We start from the raw sequence: 15,970 nt of genomic DNA on the forward strand, positions 1-15,970 counted from the left end.
GGGCGCCCGCGAGGCCCGCGCCGTCCGCGAGGCCCGCGCCGACGCCGCGCGGGAGGCCGAGGCGCAGGCCCGCGCACGCATCGCCGAGGACACCGGCGGCGGTCCCGAGGCGCTGGCCGGAACCCTGGGCGACACCGGCGCCCTTCCTTCGGCCGCGCAGCTCGAATCCGGGATCGCGCGGCTGCGCGCCCAGCGCGACGCCCTCGGCCCCGTGAACCTGCGCGCCGAGGAGGACAAGCGCGCGCTGGAGAAGGAGCGCGCCGCGCTTGCCGCCGAAAAGGACGACCTGACCGAGGCCATCCGCAAGCTGCGGGCCGGGATCGGTAGCCTGAACCGCGAAGGGCGCGAGCGGCTGCTGGCCGCCTTTGACACGGTGAACGCCAGCTTCGGGACGCTCTTCGCCCATCTCTTCGGCGGGGGCGAGGCGCGGCTGGTGCTGGTCGAATCCGACGACCCGCTCGAGGCCGGGGTCGAGATCCTCGCCCAGCCGCCGGGCAAGAAGCTGTCCACGCTGAGCCTGCTGTCCGGGGGCGAGCAGACGCTGACGGCGCTGGCGCTGATCTTTGCCGTCTTCCTGGCGACACCCGCGCCCATCTGCGTGCTGGACGAGGTGGACGCGCCCCTGGACGACGCCAATGTCGCCCGCTTCTGCGACTTGCTGGACGAGATGACGCGCCGCACCGACACGCGCTTCCTGATCATCACCCACCACGCGGTGACGATGTCGCGCATGGACCGGCTGTTCGGGGTGACGATGGTGGAACAAGGCGTGAGCCAGCTGGTCAGCGTGGACCTCAAGCGCGCCGAGGCGATGGTGGCGTAAGGGGAAGGGGGCTCCGCCCCCGCCTTCGGCTCCCCCGGGATATTTGGGTCCGGCCCGAGGGGCGCGGGGTAGCCAAGCGGGTGGGCCGCGGCTAGCGTGGCGCGCGATCACATACCGGAGGAAGCCATGTCCCATGCCGCCCGCCTGCGCGAGCTGAACATCACCCTGCCCGACGCGCCGCTTCCGGCCGCGAACTATGTCCCGGTCGTTCAGGCAGGGGACATGCTGTTCGTTTCGGGCCAGATCTCGGCCGGGCCCGAGGGGCTGATCCGGGGCCGGCTGGGCGAGGACATGGACGTGGCCCAGGGCGCGGCCGCCGCGCGCCATTGCGGCCTGGCGCTGATCGCCCAGGCGCAGGCGGCGCTTGGCTCGCTGGACCGCGTGGTTCAGGTCGTCAAGCTGACCGGCTTCGTGAACTCGACCCCCGGCTTCACCGACCAGCCCGAGGTCATCAACGGCTGTTCGGACCTGATGGTCGAGGTCTTCGGCGAGGCCGGCCGCCATGCCCGCGCCGCCGTCAGCGCCCCCGCCCTGCCGCGCGGCGTCGCGGTCGAGATCGAGGCGATCTTCCAGGTGACCGGCTGAGGGCACCTGCCGGTCCTCTTCTTCGCACGAACAGCCCGGGCTGCCGAGCGCTCGGGAAACAGTCCGGTGGGCTGTTTCCGGCGAGGCAGGGGCCGGGAGGCCCGAGCGGGGCAACGCCCCGGTCCAGCGGTTCCACCATCCGGACAACTGTCATGCTGCATCCCGATTTCCTGACCCACCCCCTGGCGCATCGCGGCCTGCATGGGCCGGGGGTCCCCGAGAACTCGATGGCGGCATTCCGCGCCGCCGTCGCGCAGGGCTACGGGATCGAACTGGACGTCCAGCCCGCGGTCGACGGCACGCCGCTAGTATTCCACGACTATGGCCTTGGGCGGCTTGCGGGGCGGGACGGCGTGATCTCGGCCCTGTCGCCTGCCGAAGCGGGCGCAACCCGGCTGTTCGGCACGGATGAAGCGATCCCCACGCTGGAGGCCGTCCTCGACATGGTCGCGGGCCGGGCGCCGGTGCTGGTCGAGATCAAGTATCAGGACGGCAGTCTCGGGCCGCGCATGGGCGCGCTGCCGGGCCGGGTGGCCCAAGTCGTCGCGGCCTGCCACGCACGGGGCGAGCCGGTCGCCGTGATGTCCTTCAACCCCCATGCCGCCGCCGGAGTCCGCGCCGCTGCCCCCGAAGTGCCGGTCGGCCTGACCAGTTGCCGCTTCGACCGCGACGACTGGCCGGGCATTCCCGAAGCGCGCCGGGCCTCCCTGTCGAGGCTGGAGGATTTTCCGAGGGTCGGCGCGAGCTTCATCTCGCACCATCACCAGGATCTCGTGAACCCGGCGGTCGGACGGCTGGCGGCGCAGGGCGTGCCGGTCCTCTGCTGGACGATCCGCTCACCCGCCGAGGAAGCCGCTGCGCGCCGCGTCGCCCGCAACATCACCTTCGAGGGCTACCGACCTCAGGCCGGCTAGGGCCGTGCGTCAGACCGCCGCCGTGTCCTGCGCCGCCGCCAGCACGGCGTGCAGCGCGACGGGATCGTCGTTGGCGCGCAGCTTGGTGCGCATGTCGCCGTCCCGCAGGGTGCGGCTGACAAGGGCCAAGGCCTTCAGGTGCTCGACCCCGGGGCTGTCGGGGGCCAGCAGGGCGAAGACCAGGTCCACCGGCTGGCGGTCCACCGCGTCGAAATCCATCGGCCGTTCCAGCCGCAGGAACAGGCCCGCCACGCGTTCCAGGCCCGGGATGCGGGCATGGGGCAGAGCCACGCCATGGCCCACCCCGGTCGCCCCCAGGCTTTCGCGTTCCTGCAGCGCGTCCAGCGTCGCGGCCGCGTTCAGGCCATAGGCCTGGGCGGCCATCTCGGCCAGGTCGTGGAAAAGCCGCTTCTTGGAACTGACCTGGGCCTGCGAGCGGACCGCCGCAGGGGAAAGGATGTCGCTGATGCGCATGTTCTGCTGTCCTGCCGTCCTTGACACGCGGCGTGAAAACCGGACAGGCCGAAACCTGCCCGGCTATCGTGCTAACGCCGCGGCGTCAGCTCAGGTTGCGGGGGTCGATCCAGCCCACATTGCCGTCCTCGCGGCGGTGAACCACATTGACGCCCCCATGTTTCTCGTTGCGGAACACCAGCATCGGCGCGCCCGCAAGCTCCATCTGCATGACCGCGTCGCCCACCGACAGGGTCGGCACCCGGGTCTCCATCTCGGCGACGATGATCGGCTGCAGCCCGGCATCGTCCTGGGCTTCCCACTCATCCTCGTCGGCGGCCAGCACATAGCTGGCGGCGGCGGCGTATTCAACCGGCTCGCTGCGCTCCTTGTGGTGGTCCTTCAGGCGGCGCTTGTAGCGGCGCAACTGCTTGTCCATCTTCTCGCGGCAGTTCTCGAAGGCCGCGTAGATGTTGTCGGGGTCCCGCCCCTTGGCCTGCACCGTCAGCCCGGTGGACAGGTGCACCACCGCGTCGCAGATCAGGTTGTGGGCGTCACGCGAAAAGATCACCGTGGAGTCGGTCGGTCGCTGGGCGTATTTCTCGAAGGTCGCGTCCAGTTCGGTCTCGACATGCGTCGAGAGGGCCTCGCCCACGTCGATCTGCCTTCCACTGATCTGATAGCGCATGATTCTTTCCTTTCCGAAAGCCGCCCTGACCGCCACGCCCAGCCGGCGCAGGATCGGGCCGGGAAGAGAGCCTGAAGCAGCCCCCTGCCCTTCATTTGGGAACAGCCTGACCCCGGTGTCAATCAGGGGAGGCTCAGCCCATGCTGAAGCCTTCGCCCAGGTAGACCTCGCGCACGCGGGGGTCCCGGACGATCTCGGCGGTGGTGCCCGACATCAGCATGCCGCCGTCGTGCAGGATATAGGCGCGGTCCACGATCCCCAGGGTTTCGCGCACGTTGTGGTCGGTGATCAGCACCCCGATGCCGCGCGTCTTGAGATCATGGACGAGGCCCCGGATCTCGCCCACCGCGATGGGATCGACCCCGGCGAAGGGCTCGTCCAGCAGAAGAAAGGCGGGTTTCGAGGCGAGGCAGCGCGCGATTTCCACCCGCCGCCGCTCGCCCCCCGACAGGGCCAGTGCGGGCGCGTGGCGCAGGTGGCCGATGGAAAAGTCGCCCAGCAGTTCCTCCAGCCGCTCGCGGCTCTGGTGGCGCTCGCGCCCGGCGACCTCGAGGACGGCCATGATGTTCTGTTCCACCGTCAGCCCGCGGAAGATCGACATTTCCTGCGGCAGGTAGCCGATGCCCATCTGGGCGCGGCGGAACATCGGCAGGGCGCTGACGTCCTGCCCGTCGATGACGATGCGCCCCGCGTCGGGCATGACCAGCCCCGCGATGCAGTAGAAGCAGGTGGTCTTGCCCGAGCCGTTCGGCCCCAGCAGCGCCACGACCTCGCCCCGCGCCAGCCGCAGCGAGACGTCGCGGATAACGGGACGGTTGCGATAGGACTTGCGCAGGCCCTCGACCACCAGCCCTTCCCGCGCGGCCGCCCGGGGCCGCGCCGCCTCGCCCGCCTCGGCCATCAGTTGGCGCCCGGCTGCAGGACGGTGCGGACTCCGCCCTGGACCGAGGCGGTGCCGTCCTTCAGGCTGACCTCGATCCGGTCCCCCGCCAGCACGCTTTCGCCCCGCGTCACGATGGCATCGCCTGTCAGGACAACCGTGCCCTTCTCGACGTCATAGGCGGCCTCGGCGGCCTCGGCCGCGTCGGGGCCGCTGACCAGCGTGACGCCCCCGGTCGCGTTCAGGGACCGGATGCGGCTTTGCCCGCCTTCGGCATAGACAACGGTGACGCTCTCGGCCGACAGCCGCATCTCGCCCTGCCCGATCAGGACGTTGCCGGTGAAGACCGCCTCGCCCGTGTCCTGGTTCACCCGCAGCGATTCGGCCGTGACCTCGACCGGCGCCGTCGTGTCGGCCCGGATACCCCCGAAGGCCACGGTGTGGGCCGAGGCGGGCAGCGCCAGGCCCAGCGCGAGAAGGCCGGGCAGGATCGGAAATCGCGGCATGGTCAGGCTCCTCTTCCCTGCGGAAACGGCGGCGCTCAGGGGCGGTATAGCAGCCGCACGCCTCCGTTCAATTCAAGAACCTTCCCCTCGCCCTCGTCCGGCCCCAGGCGCATCGCGCCGGCCTGAAGCTCGCCGAAGGGGGCGGTCACGGCAACCGTGTCGGGCGCCGAGGCGACGCCGGACCTGATCCCGGCCTGCAGTTCGGGGGCGGTCATCTCCCAGCCCGAGGACAGGGTCATGTGCACGCCGCCGTCCAGGGTCAGGCCCTCGCCCTCCAGCTGTGCGCCGGGGGCCGTGACCAGCATCAGCAGGCCGTCGCGGAAGCGCCAGTCCAGCGTCACGTCGCGCGCGGTGCCGCTGTCGCCCTCGCCCGGGACCGCGCGGGCCGCCCGCAGCGTGACCTGCGCGCCGTCCTCGGTGACGGTGGTGAACTCGGGCGTGCCGATGCCGGGGCTGCGCGACAGCTCCTCGATCGCGCCGCGGGCATAGGGGATCGCGGCCTGCGGGTCGGGCTTGCGCGCCAGCAGGAACAGGACCGACAGCAGCGCCAGCGCCGCCAGCGGCAGGATCACCCGCAGCAGGCGGACGATGCTCGTGCGCAGCACCTCACACCATCCCGGCCCGCAGGCAGTCGTGGATATGCAGGATGCCGCGCGGGCGGTCGCCCTGGACCGCGAAAAGGCTGGTGATCTTGCTGTCCTGCATCTGCGCCAGTGCGGCCTCGGCCAGAGCGTCGGGGGCGATGGTGCGGGGGCTCCTCGTCATCACCTCGCCTGCCGTGTGGTCCAGCAGCCCCTGCATGTGACGCCGCAGGTCGCCGTCGGTGATGATGCCGACCAGCCTGCCGTCCCCGTCCGTGACCCCGGTCACGCCGAAGCCCTTGCGGCTGATGGTCAGCAGCGCCTCGGCCATGGGCGCGTCCTGGGCGACCAGCGGCATGTCCTCGTGCATCAGGTCGCCCACCCGGGCCAGCCGCGCGCCCAGCTTGCCGCCGGGGTGGAAGGTGCGGAAATGCTCGGGCGTGAAGCGGCGGTGTTCCATCAGCGCGACCGCCAGCGCGTCGCCCAGCGCCAGCGTCATGGTGGTCGAGGTCGTGGGCACGATTCCCGTCCCGCAGGCTTCCGCCGCCTTCGGCAGCAGCAGCGCCACGTCCGACTGGCGCAGCAGGGTCGAGCCCTCGCGCCCCGCCACCCCGATCAGCGGAATGGAAAAGCGCCGCGTGTGGGCCACGATATCCGCGATCTCGGGCGTCTCGCCGCTGTTGGACAGCACCAGCGCCACGTCGCCTTTCGTCACCATGCCAAGGTCGCCGTGGCTGGCTTCGGCCGGATGGACGAACTGCGCGGGCGTCCCGGTCGAGGCCAGCGTCGCCGCGATCTTGCGCCCTACATGGCCCGACTTGCCCATGCCGGACACGATGACGCGGCCCGTGGCTTCCAGGATCAGCCGCACCGCGGCCTCGAAGGGCCCGGCCAGGGGGCCGTCCAGCGCGGCCTCGATCTCGGACAGCCCCTGCGCCTCGCAGCGGATCACGCGGCGGGCGGTTTCGACATATTCGCTCATCTTCCCGACCTAGTGATGGAAGATGTCGTTGTCATCGCCCCAGCCCATCAGGTCGAGCGTTGCCCTGACCGGCAGGAAGTCGAAGCAGGCCTGCGCCAGCGCGGTCCGTCCTTCGCGCGCAAGCCGCCTTTCCAGTTCCGCCTTCAGCGCGTGCAGGTGCAGCACGTCGGATGCGGCATATTCCAGCTGCGCGGGGGTCAGCTCCTCGGCGCCCCAGTCGCTGGTCTGCTGCTGCTTGGAAATGTCCACGCCCACCAGATCGTTCAGCAGGTATTTCAGCCCGTGCCGGTCGGTGAAGGTCCGCACCATCTTGGACGCGACCTTGGTGCACCACACCGGCCGCGTGACGACGCCGAAGGCGTTTTCCAGCGCCGCGATGTCGAAGCGGCCGAAGTGGAACAGCTTCAGCGTGCCCTCGTCGGCCAGCATCCGGGTCAGGTTCGGGGCCTCGCGCTGGCCGCGGGCGATCTGCACCAGGTGCGCGTCGCCGTCGCCCGCGCTCAGCTGCACCAGGCACAGCCGGTCGCGGCGGGGGTCGAGGCCCATCGTCTCGGTGTCGATGGCCACGACCGGCCCCAGGTCCAGCCCGTCGGGCAGGTCGTGGCGGTGAAGATGGATCGTCATGCGCGGGTCCCCTCGGCTTTGGGGCGGATGTGCCCGCCCCGCAGGATCGCGTCAATGGAAAGGCGCCGTGCCTTGTGGCGGACACCCGCCCGGCCGGCCGCCTTCAGCCGGGACTGCGCACGCCGCCCACCACAGGCGCGTCCGGTTGCGGGCTCAGCCAGCGATAGACGATGCCGCCCAGCGCCCCCCCGATCAGCGGCGCCACCCAGAAGAGCCACAGTTGCCCCAGGGCCCAGCCGCCCACGAACAGCGCCGGCCCCGTCGAGCGCGCCGGATTGACCGAGGTGTTGGTGACGGGGATCGAGATCAGGTGGACCAGCGTCAGCGCCAGCCCGATGGCGATGGGGGCGAAGCCCACCGGCGCCCGCCCGTGCGTGGCCCCCATGATGATGAACAGGAACAGGGCCGTCAGCACCACCTCGGCCAGAAAGCCCGCGCCCATCGAATAGCCCCCCGGCGAATGCGCGCCGTAGCCGTTCGCCGCAAAGCCCGAGGCGGCCGCGTCGAAGCCGGGCGCGCCGCTTGCGATCAGGTAAAGCACCAGCGCTCCCAGGATCGCGCCAAGGACCTGCGCCACGACATAGGGAAGGATCTGCGAGGCCGGAAAGCGTCCGCCCGCCGCAAGGCCCACGGTCACCGCCGGGTTCAGATGGCACCCCGACACATGCCCGATGGCATAGGCCATGGTCAGCACTGTCAGGCCGAAGGCCAGCGACACGCCGAGAAGGCCGATGCCCACCTCGGGAAAGGCTGCGGCCAGCACCGCCGAGCCGCAGCCTCCGAAGGTCAGCCAGAATGTTCCGATTAATTCCGCCGCGTATTTCTGAGAATTCATCCTGTGCATCCTCGAAAGAACCGGCCTTTCGCCGGTGCCTTGAGGGTCTCACACAAGAGTGATCGCACAAAGCGGAATGACGGGGGCGATCAGCCGGTCCCCTGCCCGCCGGTCGCGCCATAAACCTCGCCGGTGATGTAGCTCGCCTCGTCGCTGGCCAGAAGGACGTAGATCGGCGCGATCTCGACGGGCTGGCCCGCGCGACCCAGCACGCTGTCGGCCCCGAACTTGGGCAGGTCTTCCTTGGGCTGGCCGCCCGAAACCTGCAGCGCGGTCCAGAAGGGCCCGGGCGCGACCGCGTTCACGCGGATTCCCTTCGGCGCCAGCTGCTTGGCCAGCACCTGCGCGAAGGTCTTGTCGGCCGCCTTTGTCATCGAATAGTCCAGCAGGTTCTTCGACGGCGAATAAGCGTTGATCGAGGAGGTCACGATGATCGAGGCCCCCTTCTTGAGATGCGGCAGCGCCTGCTGCGCCATCCAGAAGGGCGCGTAGATGTTGGTCTTCATCGTGGCGTCGAACTGTTCGGTCGTGATGTCGGCGATCGAGTCCTGCGACTGCTGCATCCCCGCGTTCAGCACCAGCACCTCGAGGCCCCCAAGCGCCTTGACCGCATCGTCCACGACCTGGCGCGCGGCCTTTTCCTCGCGGATGTCGGCGGGCAGGGCCACGGCCTTGCGGCCCTCGGCCTCGATCAGCCCGATGACGGTCTTTGCGTCGCTTTTCTCGCGCGGGTGATAGCAGATGGCCACGTCCGCGCCCTCGCGCGCATAGGCGATGGCGGTGGCGCGACCGAGGCCGCTGTCGCCGCCCGTGATCAGCGCGCGCTTGCCCGCGAGGCGCCCGTGGCCCTTGTAGCTGGTCTCGCCGTGGTCGGGCTGGGGGTCCATCTTCTCGGCCAGACCCGGCCAGGGCTGCTGGTCGTCGGAATAGGGGTTCAGCGGCAGGTCGGGGTTGTCGATCGAGCCCGCGCGATGGGGCGGGATGACGGGATCGGTTTCTTCCTTCGAGGACATGGGTTCGCCTTTCGCTTGTCGGAAGCTGCCCGGGGCAACGCCGCGCGCCCCTGCCCGTTCCACCGCCTTCCCGCGATATGGGTTAAAAATTGCACGCCAACGGGGGCGCGCCGCCGCTCAGTCCACGCGCGGCCGGTCCACCGCCCGCGTGCGGCGGCGCCGGATGCTGGCGCGGTACTCGGCGTCGAAATAGCGCACGACGACCCCGATCGCCGCCCCCACCGGCACCGCCAGCAGCAGGCCGGCGAAGCCGAACAGCGTGCCGCCCACGGCAAGCGCCAGCAAAAGGAAGACCGGGTGCAGCTTGACCGAATCCCCCACGATCCGGGGCGTGACGAAGTTCCCCTCGGCCACCTGCCCGAAGATGAAGACAAAGGCGACCAGCGCCACCATCCACCAGTCGCCCCAGAACTGGACCAGCGCCACCCCCGTCGCCAGGATGAAGCCCGAGAAGGACCCCAGATAGGGGATGAAGTTCAGCAGCCCCGAGGCGATGCCGATCAGCAGGCCATAGTTCAGCCCCAGGGCCATCAGCACCGTGGAATAGAAGGTCGCCAGCAGCGCCCCCACGATCACCTGGCCGCGCACGAAGCCCGTCATCACGTCGTCGATGTCGCGCGAAAGCCTGCGCACCAGCGGCGCCTGCTCGGGGGGCAGGCGCTTGTTCACGCCATAGACGATCCGGTCCCAGTCATACAGCATGTAGATCGAGACCGTCACCGTGGCGATGAAGATGAAGATCGTGCCCACCGCGCTGATGACGGTGCTGACCGTGCCGCCCAGCAGCAGCAGCAGGGTCAGTCGGATGCGCTCGAACAGGTCGGTGATGAACTGGCGCAGGAAGCCGCCGTCCTCCATCATTTCGGGGAAATGCAGCGTCAGGAAGTCGAAGCCCGAGCGGACCGCCCGCGGCAGCGCCTCGACCGCCTGCCGGACCTGCGCGATCAGCGTGGGCAGCACCCACAGCGCGACCGCGATCACGGCCGACAGGCCCACCAGCGCGATCACCGCCACCGCCCAGGCCCGGCTGATGCCCAGCCGTTCCAGCCGGTCGGCCAGGGGGTCCAGGAAATAGGCCAGCGCGGTTCCCAGCACGAAGGGAACCAGCACATGGCCGACCTCGCGCAGCAGCAGGACGAACAGCACCAGCCCCGCCAGCATCCAGATCGTCCGCGGCCGAAGCATCACCAGCATGTCGTGCTTACCGTCCCTGTTTTGACCGCGACTATTGGCGACAAAGGGCTTTTGCGCAACGGCGGCGTGCCGGCACCCCGCCCCTCCCCATGATGCGGAAAGGGGCGCCCGCGGCGCCCCCCCTGGTGTTTCTTCTTCGCCGAAATATCCCGGGGTCCGGGGCAGCGCCCCGGTCCGGCGGTCCCGCTCACTCGGCGGGAATCGCCGCAAGGTCCCCCGTCTCGGCCAGCGGATGCTTCAGGTGTGGCAGCATCTCGCGCGGGCAGAGCTGCAGGAAGTTCGCCCGCTCGCGGTCCCAGTTCGCCAGGATGTCACGGGCGCGGCGGCTTTCCGTCTCGGCGGCATGGCGCTCGATCAGCCCGCGCAGCTCGGTCTCCCAATGGGCGACCGTGACCGGGCAGGTCACCAGCGTTTCGGGGTTGATGTAGCGGTGCGCCACGCCCTGGGGATCGTACAGATAGGCCATGCCCCCCGTCATCCCGGCGCCGAAGTTCGCGCCGATGCGGCCCAGGATCACCGCGACGCCCCCGGTCATGTATTCGCAACCGTTGGTGCCGCAGCCCTCGATCACCACCCTGGCGCCCGAGTTCCGCACGGCGAAGCGCTCGCCCGCCCGCCCGGCGGCGAACAGATAGCCGTCGGTGGCGCCGTAAAGCACGGTGTTGCCGATGATGACGTTGTCGGCAGCCTCAAGCGGCGAGCCCATGGCAGGCTTGACCACGATGATGCCGCCCGACAGGCCCTTGCCCACATAGTCGTTGGCGTCGCCAGAAACCTCGATCTTCAGCCCCGGCGCGGCGAAGGCCCCCAGCGACTGCCCGGCCGAGCCCGTCAGGCGGATCGTCAGGTGGTCGGGCTGCAGCTTGTTGCGCATCCCGTAGCGCTGCACGATCAGCGACGAGGTGCGCGTGCCGACCGTCCGCTGGGTGTTCCGCACCGCATAGGACAGCTGCATCTTCTCGCCATCCTCGAAGAAGCGCGCCGCGTCGCGGGCGATCTCGGCGTCCAGCGTGTCCATCACCGCGTTGCGGGGCTTCGACCGGTCATAAACGATCTTCTCGGACCCATCGACGGTGATCAGCAGCGGGTTCAGGTCGAGGTCATCCAGGAAGGCCGAGCCGCGCGACACCTGCGTCAGCAGGTCTGCCCGCCCGATCACCTCGTCCAGCGACCGCGCGCCGATGGACGCGAGGATTTCCCGCACCTCCTGCGCGTAGAAGGTGATGAGGTTCACGACCTTGTCGGCGCTGCCGGTGAACATCGCCCGCAGGCGCTCGTCCTGCGTGCAGACGCCCACGGGGCAGGTGTTGGACTGGCACTGGCGCACCATGATGCAGCCCATGGCGATCAGGGCGGCGGTGCCGATGCCGTATTCCTCGGCCCCCATCATCGCCGCCATGACCACGTCGCGGCCCGTCCGCAGGCCCCCGTCGGTCCGCAGCGTCACCCGGTCGCGCAGGCGGTTCATCGCCAGCACCTGATGCGCCTCGGTCAGCCCCATCTCCCACGGCAGGCCCGCGAACTTGATGGACGTGGCCGGGGAAGCCCCCGTGCCGCCGTTGTGGCCCGAGATCAGGATGATGTCGGCTTTCGCCTTCGCCACCCCGGCCGCGATGGTGCCGACGCCACCGCCGGCGACCAGCTTGACCGTGATCTTGGCGCGCGGGTTGATCTGCTTGAGATCATAGATCAGCTGCGCCAGGTCCTCGATCGAGTAGATGTCGTGGTGCGGCGGCGGAGAGATCAGCGTCACGCCGGGGGTCGAGTGCCGCAGCCGCGCGATCAGCGCCGTGACCTTCATCCCCGGAAGCTGCCCGCCCTCGCCGGGCTTGGCGCCCTGGGCGACCTTGATCTCAAGCTCCTCGCAGGCGTTCAGGTATTCGGCGGTGACGCCGAAGCGGCCCGAGGCCACCTGCTTGATCTTGGCGCAGGGGTTGTCGCCGTTCGGCAGCGGATGGCTGTGCGCCGGGTCCTCGCCGCCCTCGCCGGAATCCGACTTGGCCCCGATCCGGTTCATGGCGATGTTCAGCGTCATGTGCGCCTCGGGGGACAGCGCCCCCAGGCTCATGCCCGGCGTCACGAAGCGCTTGCGGATCGAGGTGATCGACTCGACCTCCTCGATCGGCACCGGCTTGCCCAGCGGCCTGATGTCCAGCAGGTCGCGGATGTGGATCGGCGGGTTCGCCCGCATCTGGGCCGAGAACTGCTTCCAGATCTCGTAGGACGCCTTCTCGCAGGCCAGCTGCAGCAGCCGCATGGTGCTGGCTTCCCAGGCGTGCTTCTCGCCCGAGCGCCGCGCCTTGTAGAAGCCGCCGATGGGCAGCAGCTCGGCCGCGGGCGTGTGCCAGCCCTTGTGGTGGATGTCTTCCAGCTTCTGCTGCAACCCGTGCAGGCCGATGCCGGAAATCCGGCTCTGCATGCCGGGGAAGTATTCCGCGACCATGGCGCGCGACAGGCCCACGGCCTCGAAGTTCAGGCCGCCACGATAGGACGACAGGACCGAGATCCCCATCTTCGCCATGATCTTCAGCAGGCCCTGGTCGATAGCGTCGCGGTAGTTGCGCATGACCTGGATCAGGTCGCCCTTCAGCAGCCCGCGCTCGATCCGTTCCGCCATGGTGTCCTGCGCCAGATAGGGGTTCACCGTGGTCGCGCCGCAGCCGACCAGCACCGCGAAGTAATGCGGGTCGATGCATTCGGCCGAACGCACGTTCAGCGAGCAGAAGGTCCGCAGCCCCTTGCGCGTCAGCCAGGAATGCACCGCCGAGGTGGCAAGGATCATCGGCAGGCCGATGCGGTCCGGGCCCTGCTGCTCGTCCGTCAGCACGATCTGGCCCGCGCCGGAACGGACGGCATCCTCGGCCTCGGCGCGGATGCGCGCCAGCGCCTCGCCCATGGCATGGGGCCCCGCGCCATCGGCGAAGGTGCAGTCGATGGTGGTGACCGCGTCGCCGAACATGGCGATCACCTCGGCCAGTTCGCCATTCGCGAGGAAGGGCGTTTCCAGCAGCGTGATCTCGGTGTGCTTCGAGCTTTCGTCCAGCACGTTCTTGAGGTTGCCGAAGCGCGTCTTGAGGCTCATCACCCGCGTTTCGCGCAAGCTGTCGATGGGCGGGTTCGTCACCTGGCTGAAGTTCTGCCGGAAGAAATGCGACAACGGCCGGTATTGCGCCGACAGCACCGCGGGCGGCGTGTCGTCCCCCATGGACGCCAGCGCCTCCTTGCCGTCCTCGGCCATGGGCGCCAGCACCGCCTCGATCTCCTCGACGGTGTAGCCCGCGGCGATCTGGCGGCGGCGCAGTTCCTCGCCGGTGTAGGTCACGGGCTCGGGCAGGTCTTCCAGCATCTTGCCGGGCTGGACGACCTTTTCCACCCAGTCGCCGAAGGGCTGGCTGGCGGCCAGCTTATCCTTCAGTTCGACATCGTGATAAAGCCGCCCCTCGACGATATCGACGGCGATCATCTGCCCCGGCCCCAGCGCGCCCTTTTCGCGCACGCTGGCCTCGTCCACCGGAACCATGCCGACCTCGGAGCCCGCGATCAGCAGGTTGTCGCCGGTCACCACATAGCGCATCGGCCGCAGGCCGTTGCGGTCCAGGCCCCCGCAGACCCAGCGCCCGTCCGTCATGGCCAGCGCCGCCGGGCCGTCCCAGGGCTCCATGATGGAATTGCAATAGGCATACATGTCCGCCCAGGGCTTGGGCAGGTCGGTCGTGGCCTTGGACCAGGCCTCGGGCACCATGATCGTCTTGACCATGGGCGCGGACCGGCCCGAGCGCACCATCACCTCGAAGACGGCGTCCAGCGCGGCCGAGTCCGACGAGCCCCCCGGCACGATCGGCTTGATGTCCTCGGCCATGTCCCCGAAGGTGCCGGATGCCATCCGGATCTCGTGGCTTTTCAGCCAGTTGAGGTTGCCCTTCAGCGTGTTGATCTCGCCGTTGTGCGCGAGCATCCGGAAGGGCTGGGCCAGCCACCACTGCGGGAAGGTGTTGGTGGAATAGCGCTGGTGGTAGATGGCGAAGGCGGATTCGAAGCGCTCGTCCTGAAGGTCCGGGTAGAAGACGGCGACCTGCTCGGCCAGCATCATCCCCTTGTAGATGATCGACCGGCAGCTCAGCGTGCAGATGTACATCCCCGCGACCTGCGCCGCGACGGCCGCGCGCTCGATCCGGCGGCGGATGATGTAAAGCTCGCGCTCGAAGGCCTCCTCGTCGATGTCCTTGTCGCAGCGGATCATGATCTGCTCGATCTCGGGACGGGTCGCGTTGGCCTTGTCGCCCAGCACCGAGGTATCCACGGGCACGTGCCGCCAGCCGTATATGTAGTGGCCCATCCGCAGGACCTCGGTTTCCACGATGGTCCGGCAGCGTTCCTGCGCGCCGAAGTCCGTGCGCGGCAGGAAGACCTGCCCCACGGCGATCATCTTGGAGGCATCCGGCTCGTGCCCGGTGCTGCGCACCTGGTCGTGGAAGAAGGGGACCGGGATCTGGACGTGGATGCCCGCGCCGTCGCCGGTCTTGCCGTCGGCATCCACCGCGCCCCGGTGCCAGACCGCCTTCAGCGCGTCGATGCCGTTTGCCACGACCTTGCGGCTGGGCGTGCCGTCGATGGAAACGACCAGCCCCACCCCGCAGGAGGAATGCTCATCCTCGGCGCGATACAGCGAGTTTTCCGCCATCCACGCGCGGCGGGCTTCTTCCTTGGCTTGCCAAGCGTCGGTCATGCGTCTCCCTCCAGATGGGGGTGGTTCCGTTCATAATCGGCCCGCGTGATGCGCGGGTGGTCGCCCGAAAAGGCGGCGAAGCGGTGCGCCCGGTCGGCATAGACCTCCCGCACCAGCGGAAAATCGGCGGCGGCGTCGAAAAGCCCCGGCGACAGCTCGTAGTCGCGGCCGTGGTCGCGCATCCACAGGTTCGACCCGCAGCGCGGGCAGAAGGCCCGTTCCGAGAAGTCGGACGAGGCGTAGCGCCCCACCTCCCCCGTCACGGTCACGGCCTCGGGCGGCGCGTTGAAGCCCGCCATGATGCCCCCGCCCCAGCGGCGGCACATGGCGCAATGGCAGACGCTGACCTCGCCATCCGACCGGGCGACGGCGATGCGGACCGCGCCGCAGAGGCAGCGTCCCTCGATCATGCGCCGCCCCCGGCGGGCATCCCGACCATCTGCATGTTGCAGTCATAGTCGGGCGTGGTGGACCCGAAGCCCGGCTCGCCCGGCCGGATGAAGCGGACGGGCGAATCGTCGGTTTCCTGCGTCTCGCCCGTCCAGTCGGTCGAGGTCTCGACGCCGCCGAAGAAGCGGCCGAGGTCGCGGCTGACGAATTGCGTGCCGTTGCGCTCGATCAGCAGGTCGCCCGCCTCGCTGAAGGTCCGCAGGCTGAAGCGGGTGGAATCCAGCGGCTCGCCGTCGATCTCGACCGTGCCGGTCAGGTCGTCGCGGCCGATGTGGCGCAACCGCTCGCCCGTGTCGGACTGCGTCCAGAAATCGAAGTCGTCGCTGCCGGTCTTCAGCAGGGTGGACAGGCTTGCATGGTCGCGCGCCTCAAGGTCCAGCCGGTCGGTGATCCCGCTGACAAGGTCGGTGCTTTCCATCCAGCGCGTCTCGGCATCGATGCGCGCCTGGCTGACCAGCCCTTCCTGGGTGAAATAGGCGACCCACTGGTCGCCCGGCGCATCCGCCTGGCAGCGGTAATGCTGGGCCACGGTGCAGGACCGCTGCTGGACCGTCATCTCCAGCCGGCAGCCCTGCGGCGGCTTCCATTCGGCCGCTACGGCGGGCGCGGCGCCCAGCGCCAGAGCAAGGCAGAGCCCCCGACCCATGCGCCGCATGGTGGCATTTCCCGCCGCGCCTGCGCCATGCATTGCCCGTGCATCCTTCATGCATGGCCTG

15 protein-coding genes and 1 pseudogene are annotated in these 15,970 nt (G+C 69.4%); 3 read left to right on the forward strand and 13 right to left on the reverse strand.

The genetic code is table 11. The features are described from left to right. The 3 genes and pseudogenes from CK240_RS06410 to CK240_RS06420 all read left to right on the forward strand — a co-directional run. Positions 1 to 823: pseudogene (locus CK240_RS06410) on the forward strand (chromosome segregation protein SMC); the annotation flags it as partial. A gap of 126 nt (positions 824 to 949) precedes the next feature. Further along, positions 950 to 1,408 carry a RidA family protein gene (locus CK240_RS06415; RefSeq protein ID WP_095639524.1) on the forward strand — a complete coding sequence of 153 codons (459 nt, stop codon included), beginning with the start codon at positions 950 to 952 and terminating at the stop codon, positions 1,406 to 1,408. Positions 1,409 to 1,560: 152 nt separating this feature from the next. After that, positions 1,561 to 2,322, forward strand: coding sequence for a glycerophosphodiester phosphodiesterase family protein (locus CK240_RS06420; protein WP_095639525.1), 762 nt, complete (start codon positions 1,561 to 1,563; stop codon positions 2,320 to 2,322). A 9-nt stretch (positions 2,323 to 2,331) separates the two neighbouring features. Here the strand turns inward: CK240_RS06420 and CK240_RS06425 are convergent, their stop codons facing one another. The 13 genes from CK240_RS06425 to CK240_RS06485 form a co-directional block, all read right to left on the reverse strand. Next, a complete protein-coding gene (locus tag CK240_RS06425; protein WP_095639526.1) occupies positions 2,332 to 2,796 on the reverse strand; it encodes a PTS sugar transporter subunit IIA in 465 nt (154 codons plus the stop codon). Between the two features lie 85 nt (positions 2,797 to 2,881). Continuing rightward, positions 2,882 to 3,463 carry a ribosome hibernation-promoting factor, HPF/YfiA family gene (gene hpf, locus CK240_RS06430; RefSeq protein WP_095639527.1) on the reverse strand — a complete coding sequence of 194 codons (582 nt, stop codon included), beginning with the start codon at positions 3,461 to 3,463 and terminating at the stop codon, positions 2,882 to 2,884. A gap of 133 nt (positions 3,464 to 3,596) precedes the next feature. After that, positions 3,597 to 4,364: an LPS export ABC transporter ATP-binding protein gene (gene lptB, locus CK240_RS06435; protein ID WP_095639528.1), complete on the reverse strand. Its 768-nt coding sequence runs from the start codon at positions 4,362 to 4,364 to the stop codon at positions 3,597 to 3,599. Continuing rightward, entirely contained in the window at positions 4,364 to 4,849 is a 486-nt protein-coding gene (gene lptA / locus CK240_RS06440) for a lipopolysaccharide transport periplasmic protein LptA (RefSeq protein WP_095639529.1), read from the reverse strand. Before lptA ends, lptB begins: the two co-directional genes overlap by 1 nt. Positions 4,850 to 4,884: 35 nt before the next feature. Further along, the gene (locus CK240_RS06445; RefSeq protein ID WP_095639530.1) at positions 4,885 to 5,454 is read right to left on the reverse strand and encodes a hypothetical protein; all 570 of its coding nucleotides are present in this window, start codon (positions 5,452 to 5,454) and stop codon (positions 4,885 to 4,887) included. A gap of 1 nt (position 5,455) precedes the next feature. Then, positions 5,456 to 6,412, reverse strand: coding sequence for a KpsF/GutQ family sugar-phosphate isomerase (locus CK240_RS06450; protein WP_095639531.1), 957 nt, complete (start codon positions 6,410 to 6,412; stop codon positions 5,456 to 5,458). Between the two features lie 9 nt (positions 6,413 to 6,421). Then, positions 6,422 to 7,036: a ribonuclease D gene (locus tag CK240_RS06455; RefSeq protein ID WP_095639532.1), complete on the reverse strand. Its 615-nt coding sequence runs from the start codon at positions 7,034 to 7,036 to the stop codon at positions 6,422 to 6,424. Between the two features lie 103 nt (positions 7,037 to 7,139). Beyond that, the gene (aqpZ, locus tag CK240_RS06460; RefSeq protein WP_095639533.1) at positions 7,140 to 7,871 is read right to left on the reverse strand and encodes an aquaporin Z; all 732 of its coding nucleotides are present in this window, start codon (positions 7,869 to 7,871) and stop codon (positions 7,140 to 7,142) included. Between the two features lie 89 nt (positions 7,872 to 7,960). Then, a complete protein-coding gene (locus CK240_RS06465; protein ID WP_095639534.1) occupies positions 7,961 to 8,884 on the reverse strand; it encodes an SDR family oxidoreductase in 924 nt (307 codons plus the stop codon). 117 nt (positions 8,885 to 9,001) lie between these two features. Next, the gene (locus tag CK240_RS06470) at positions 9,002 to 10,078 is read right to left on the reverse strand and encodes an AI-2E family transporter (protein ID WP_095639535.1); all 1,077 of its coding nucleotides are present in this window, start codon (positions 10,076 to 10,078) and stop codon (positions 9,002 to 9,004) included. A 187-nt stretch (positions 10,079 to 10,265) separates the two neighbouring features. Then, positions 10,266 to 14,804: a glutamate synthase large subunit gene (gltB, locus tag CK240_RS06475; RefSeq protein ID WP_095639536.1), complete on the reverse strand. Its 4,539-nt coding sequence runs from the start codon at positions 14,802 to 14,804 to the stop codon at positions 10,266 to 10,268. Continuing rightward, positions 14,801 to 15,214: a GFA family protein gene (locus CK240_RS06480; protein WP_095639537.1), complete on the reverse strand. Its 414-nt coding sequence runs from the start codon at positions 15,212 to 15,214 to the stop codon at positions 14,801 to 14,803. The genes gltB and CK240_RS06480 overlap by 4 nt, the downstream gene beginning before the upstream one ends. Beyond that, entirely contained in the window at positions 15,211 to 15,942 is a 732-nt protein-coding gene (locus CK240_RS06485) for a hypothetical protein (RefSeq protein ID WP_240517318.1), read from the reverse strand. The genes CK240_RS06480 and CK240_RS06485 overlap by 4 nt, the downstream gene beginning before the upstream one ends. Positions 15,943 to 15,970: the final 28 nt, after the last annotated feature.

Origin of the sequence: Paracoccus salipaludis (assembly GCF_002287065.1) — a bacterium.
Taxonomy (GTDB): domain Bacteria; phylum Pseudomonadota; class Alphaproteobacteria; order Rhodobacterales; family Rhodobacteraceae; genus Paracoccus; species Paracoccus salipaludis.

Excerpts from the sequence above, each read along its gene's own strand:
- CK240_RS06415 (WP_095639524.1), top strand. The coding sequence starts at position 950 with ATGTCCCATGCCGCCCGCCTGCGCGAGCTGAACATCACCCTGCCCGAC.
- CK240_RS06420 (WP_095639525.1), top strand. The coding sequence starts at position 1,561 with ATGCTGCATCCCGATTTCCTGACCCACCCCCTGGCGCATCGCGGCCTG.
- CK240_RS06425 (WP_095639526.1), bottom strand. The coding sequence starts at position 2,796 with ATGCGCATCAGCGACATCCTTTCCCCTGCGGCGGTCCGCTCGCAGGCC.
- hpf (WP_095639527.1), bottom strand. The coding sequence starts at position 3,463 with ATGCGCTATCAGATCAGTGGAAGGCAGATCGACGTGGGCGAGGCCCTC.
- lptB (WP_095639528.1), bottom strand. The coding sequence starts at position 4,364 with ATGGCCGAGGCGGGCGAGGCGGCGCGGCCCCGGGCGGCCGCGCGGGAA.
- lptA (WP_095639529.1), bottom strand. The coding sequence starts at position 4,849 with ATGCCGCGATTTCCGATCCTGCCCGGCCTTCTCGCGCTGGGCCTGGCG.
- CK240_RS06450 (WP_095639531.1), bottom strand. The coding sequence starts at position 6,412 with ATGAGCGAATATGTCGAAACCGCCCGCCGCGTGATCCGCTGCGAGGCG.
- CK240_RS06455 (WP_095639532.1), bottom strand. The coding sequence starts at position 7,036 with ATGACGATCCATCTTCACCGCCACGACCTGCCCGACGGGCTGGACCTG.
- aqpZ (WP_095639533.1), bottom strand. The coding sequence starts at position 7,871 with ATGAATTCTCAGAAATACGCGGCGGAATTAATCGGAACATTCTGGCTG.
- CK240_RS06465 (WP_095639534.1), bottom strand. The coding sequence starts at position 8,884 with ATGTCCTCGAAGGAAGAAACCGATCCCGTCATCCCGCCCCATCGCGCG.
- CK240_RS06470 (WP_095639535.1), bottom strand. The coding sequence starts at position 10,078 with ATGCTGGTGATGCTTCGGCCGCGGACGATCTGGATGCTGGCGGGGCTG.
- gltB (WP_095639536.1), bottom strand. The coding sequence starts at position 14,804 with ATGACCGACGCTTGGCAAGCCAAGGAAGAAGCCCGCCGCGCGTGGATG.
- CK240_RS06480 (WP_095639537.1), bottom strand. The coding sequence starts at position 15,214 with ATGATCGAGGGACGCTGCCTCTGCGGCGCGGTCCGCATCGCCGTCGCC.
- CK240_RS06485 (WP_240517318.1), bottom strand. The coding sequence starts at position 15,942 with ATGCATGGCGCAGGCGCGGCGGGAAATGCCACCATGCGGCGCATGGGT.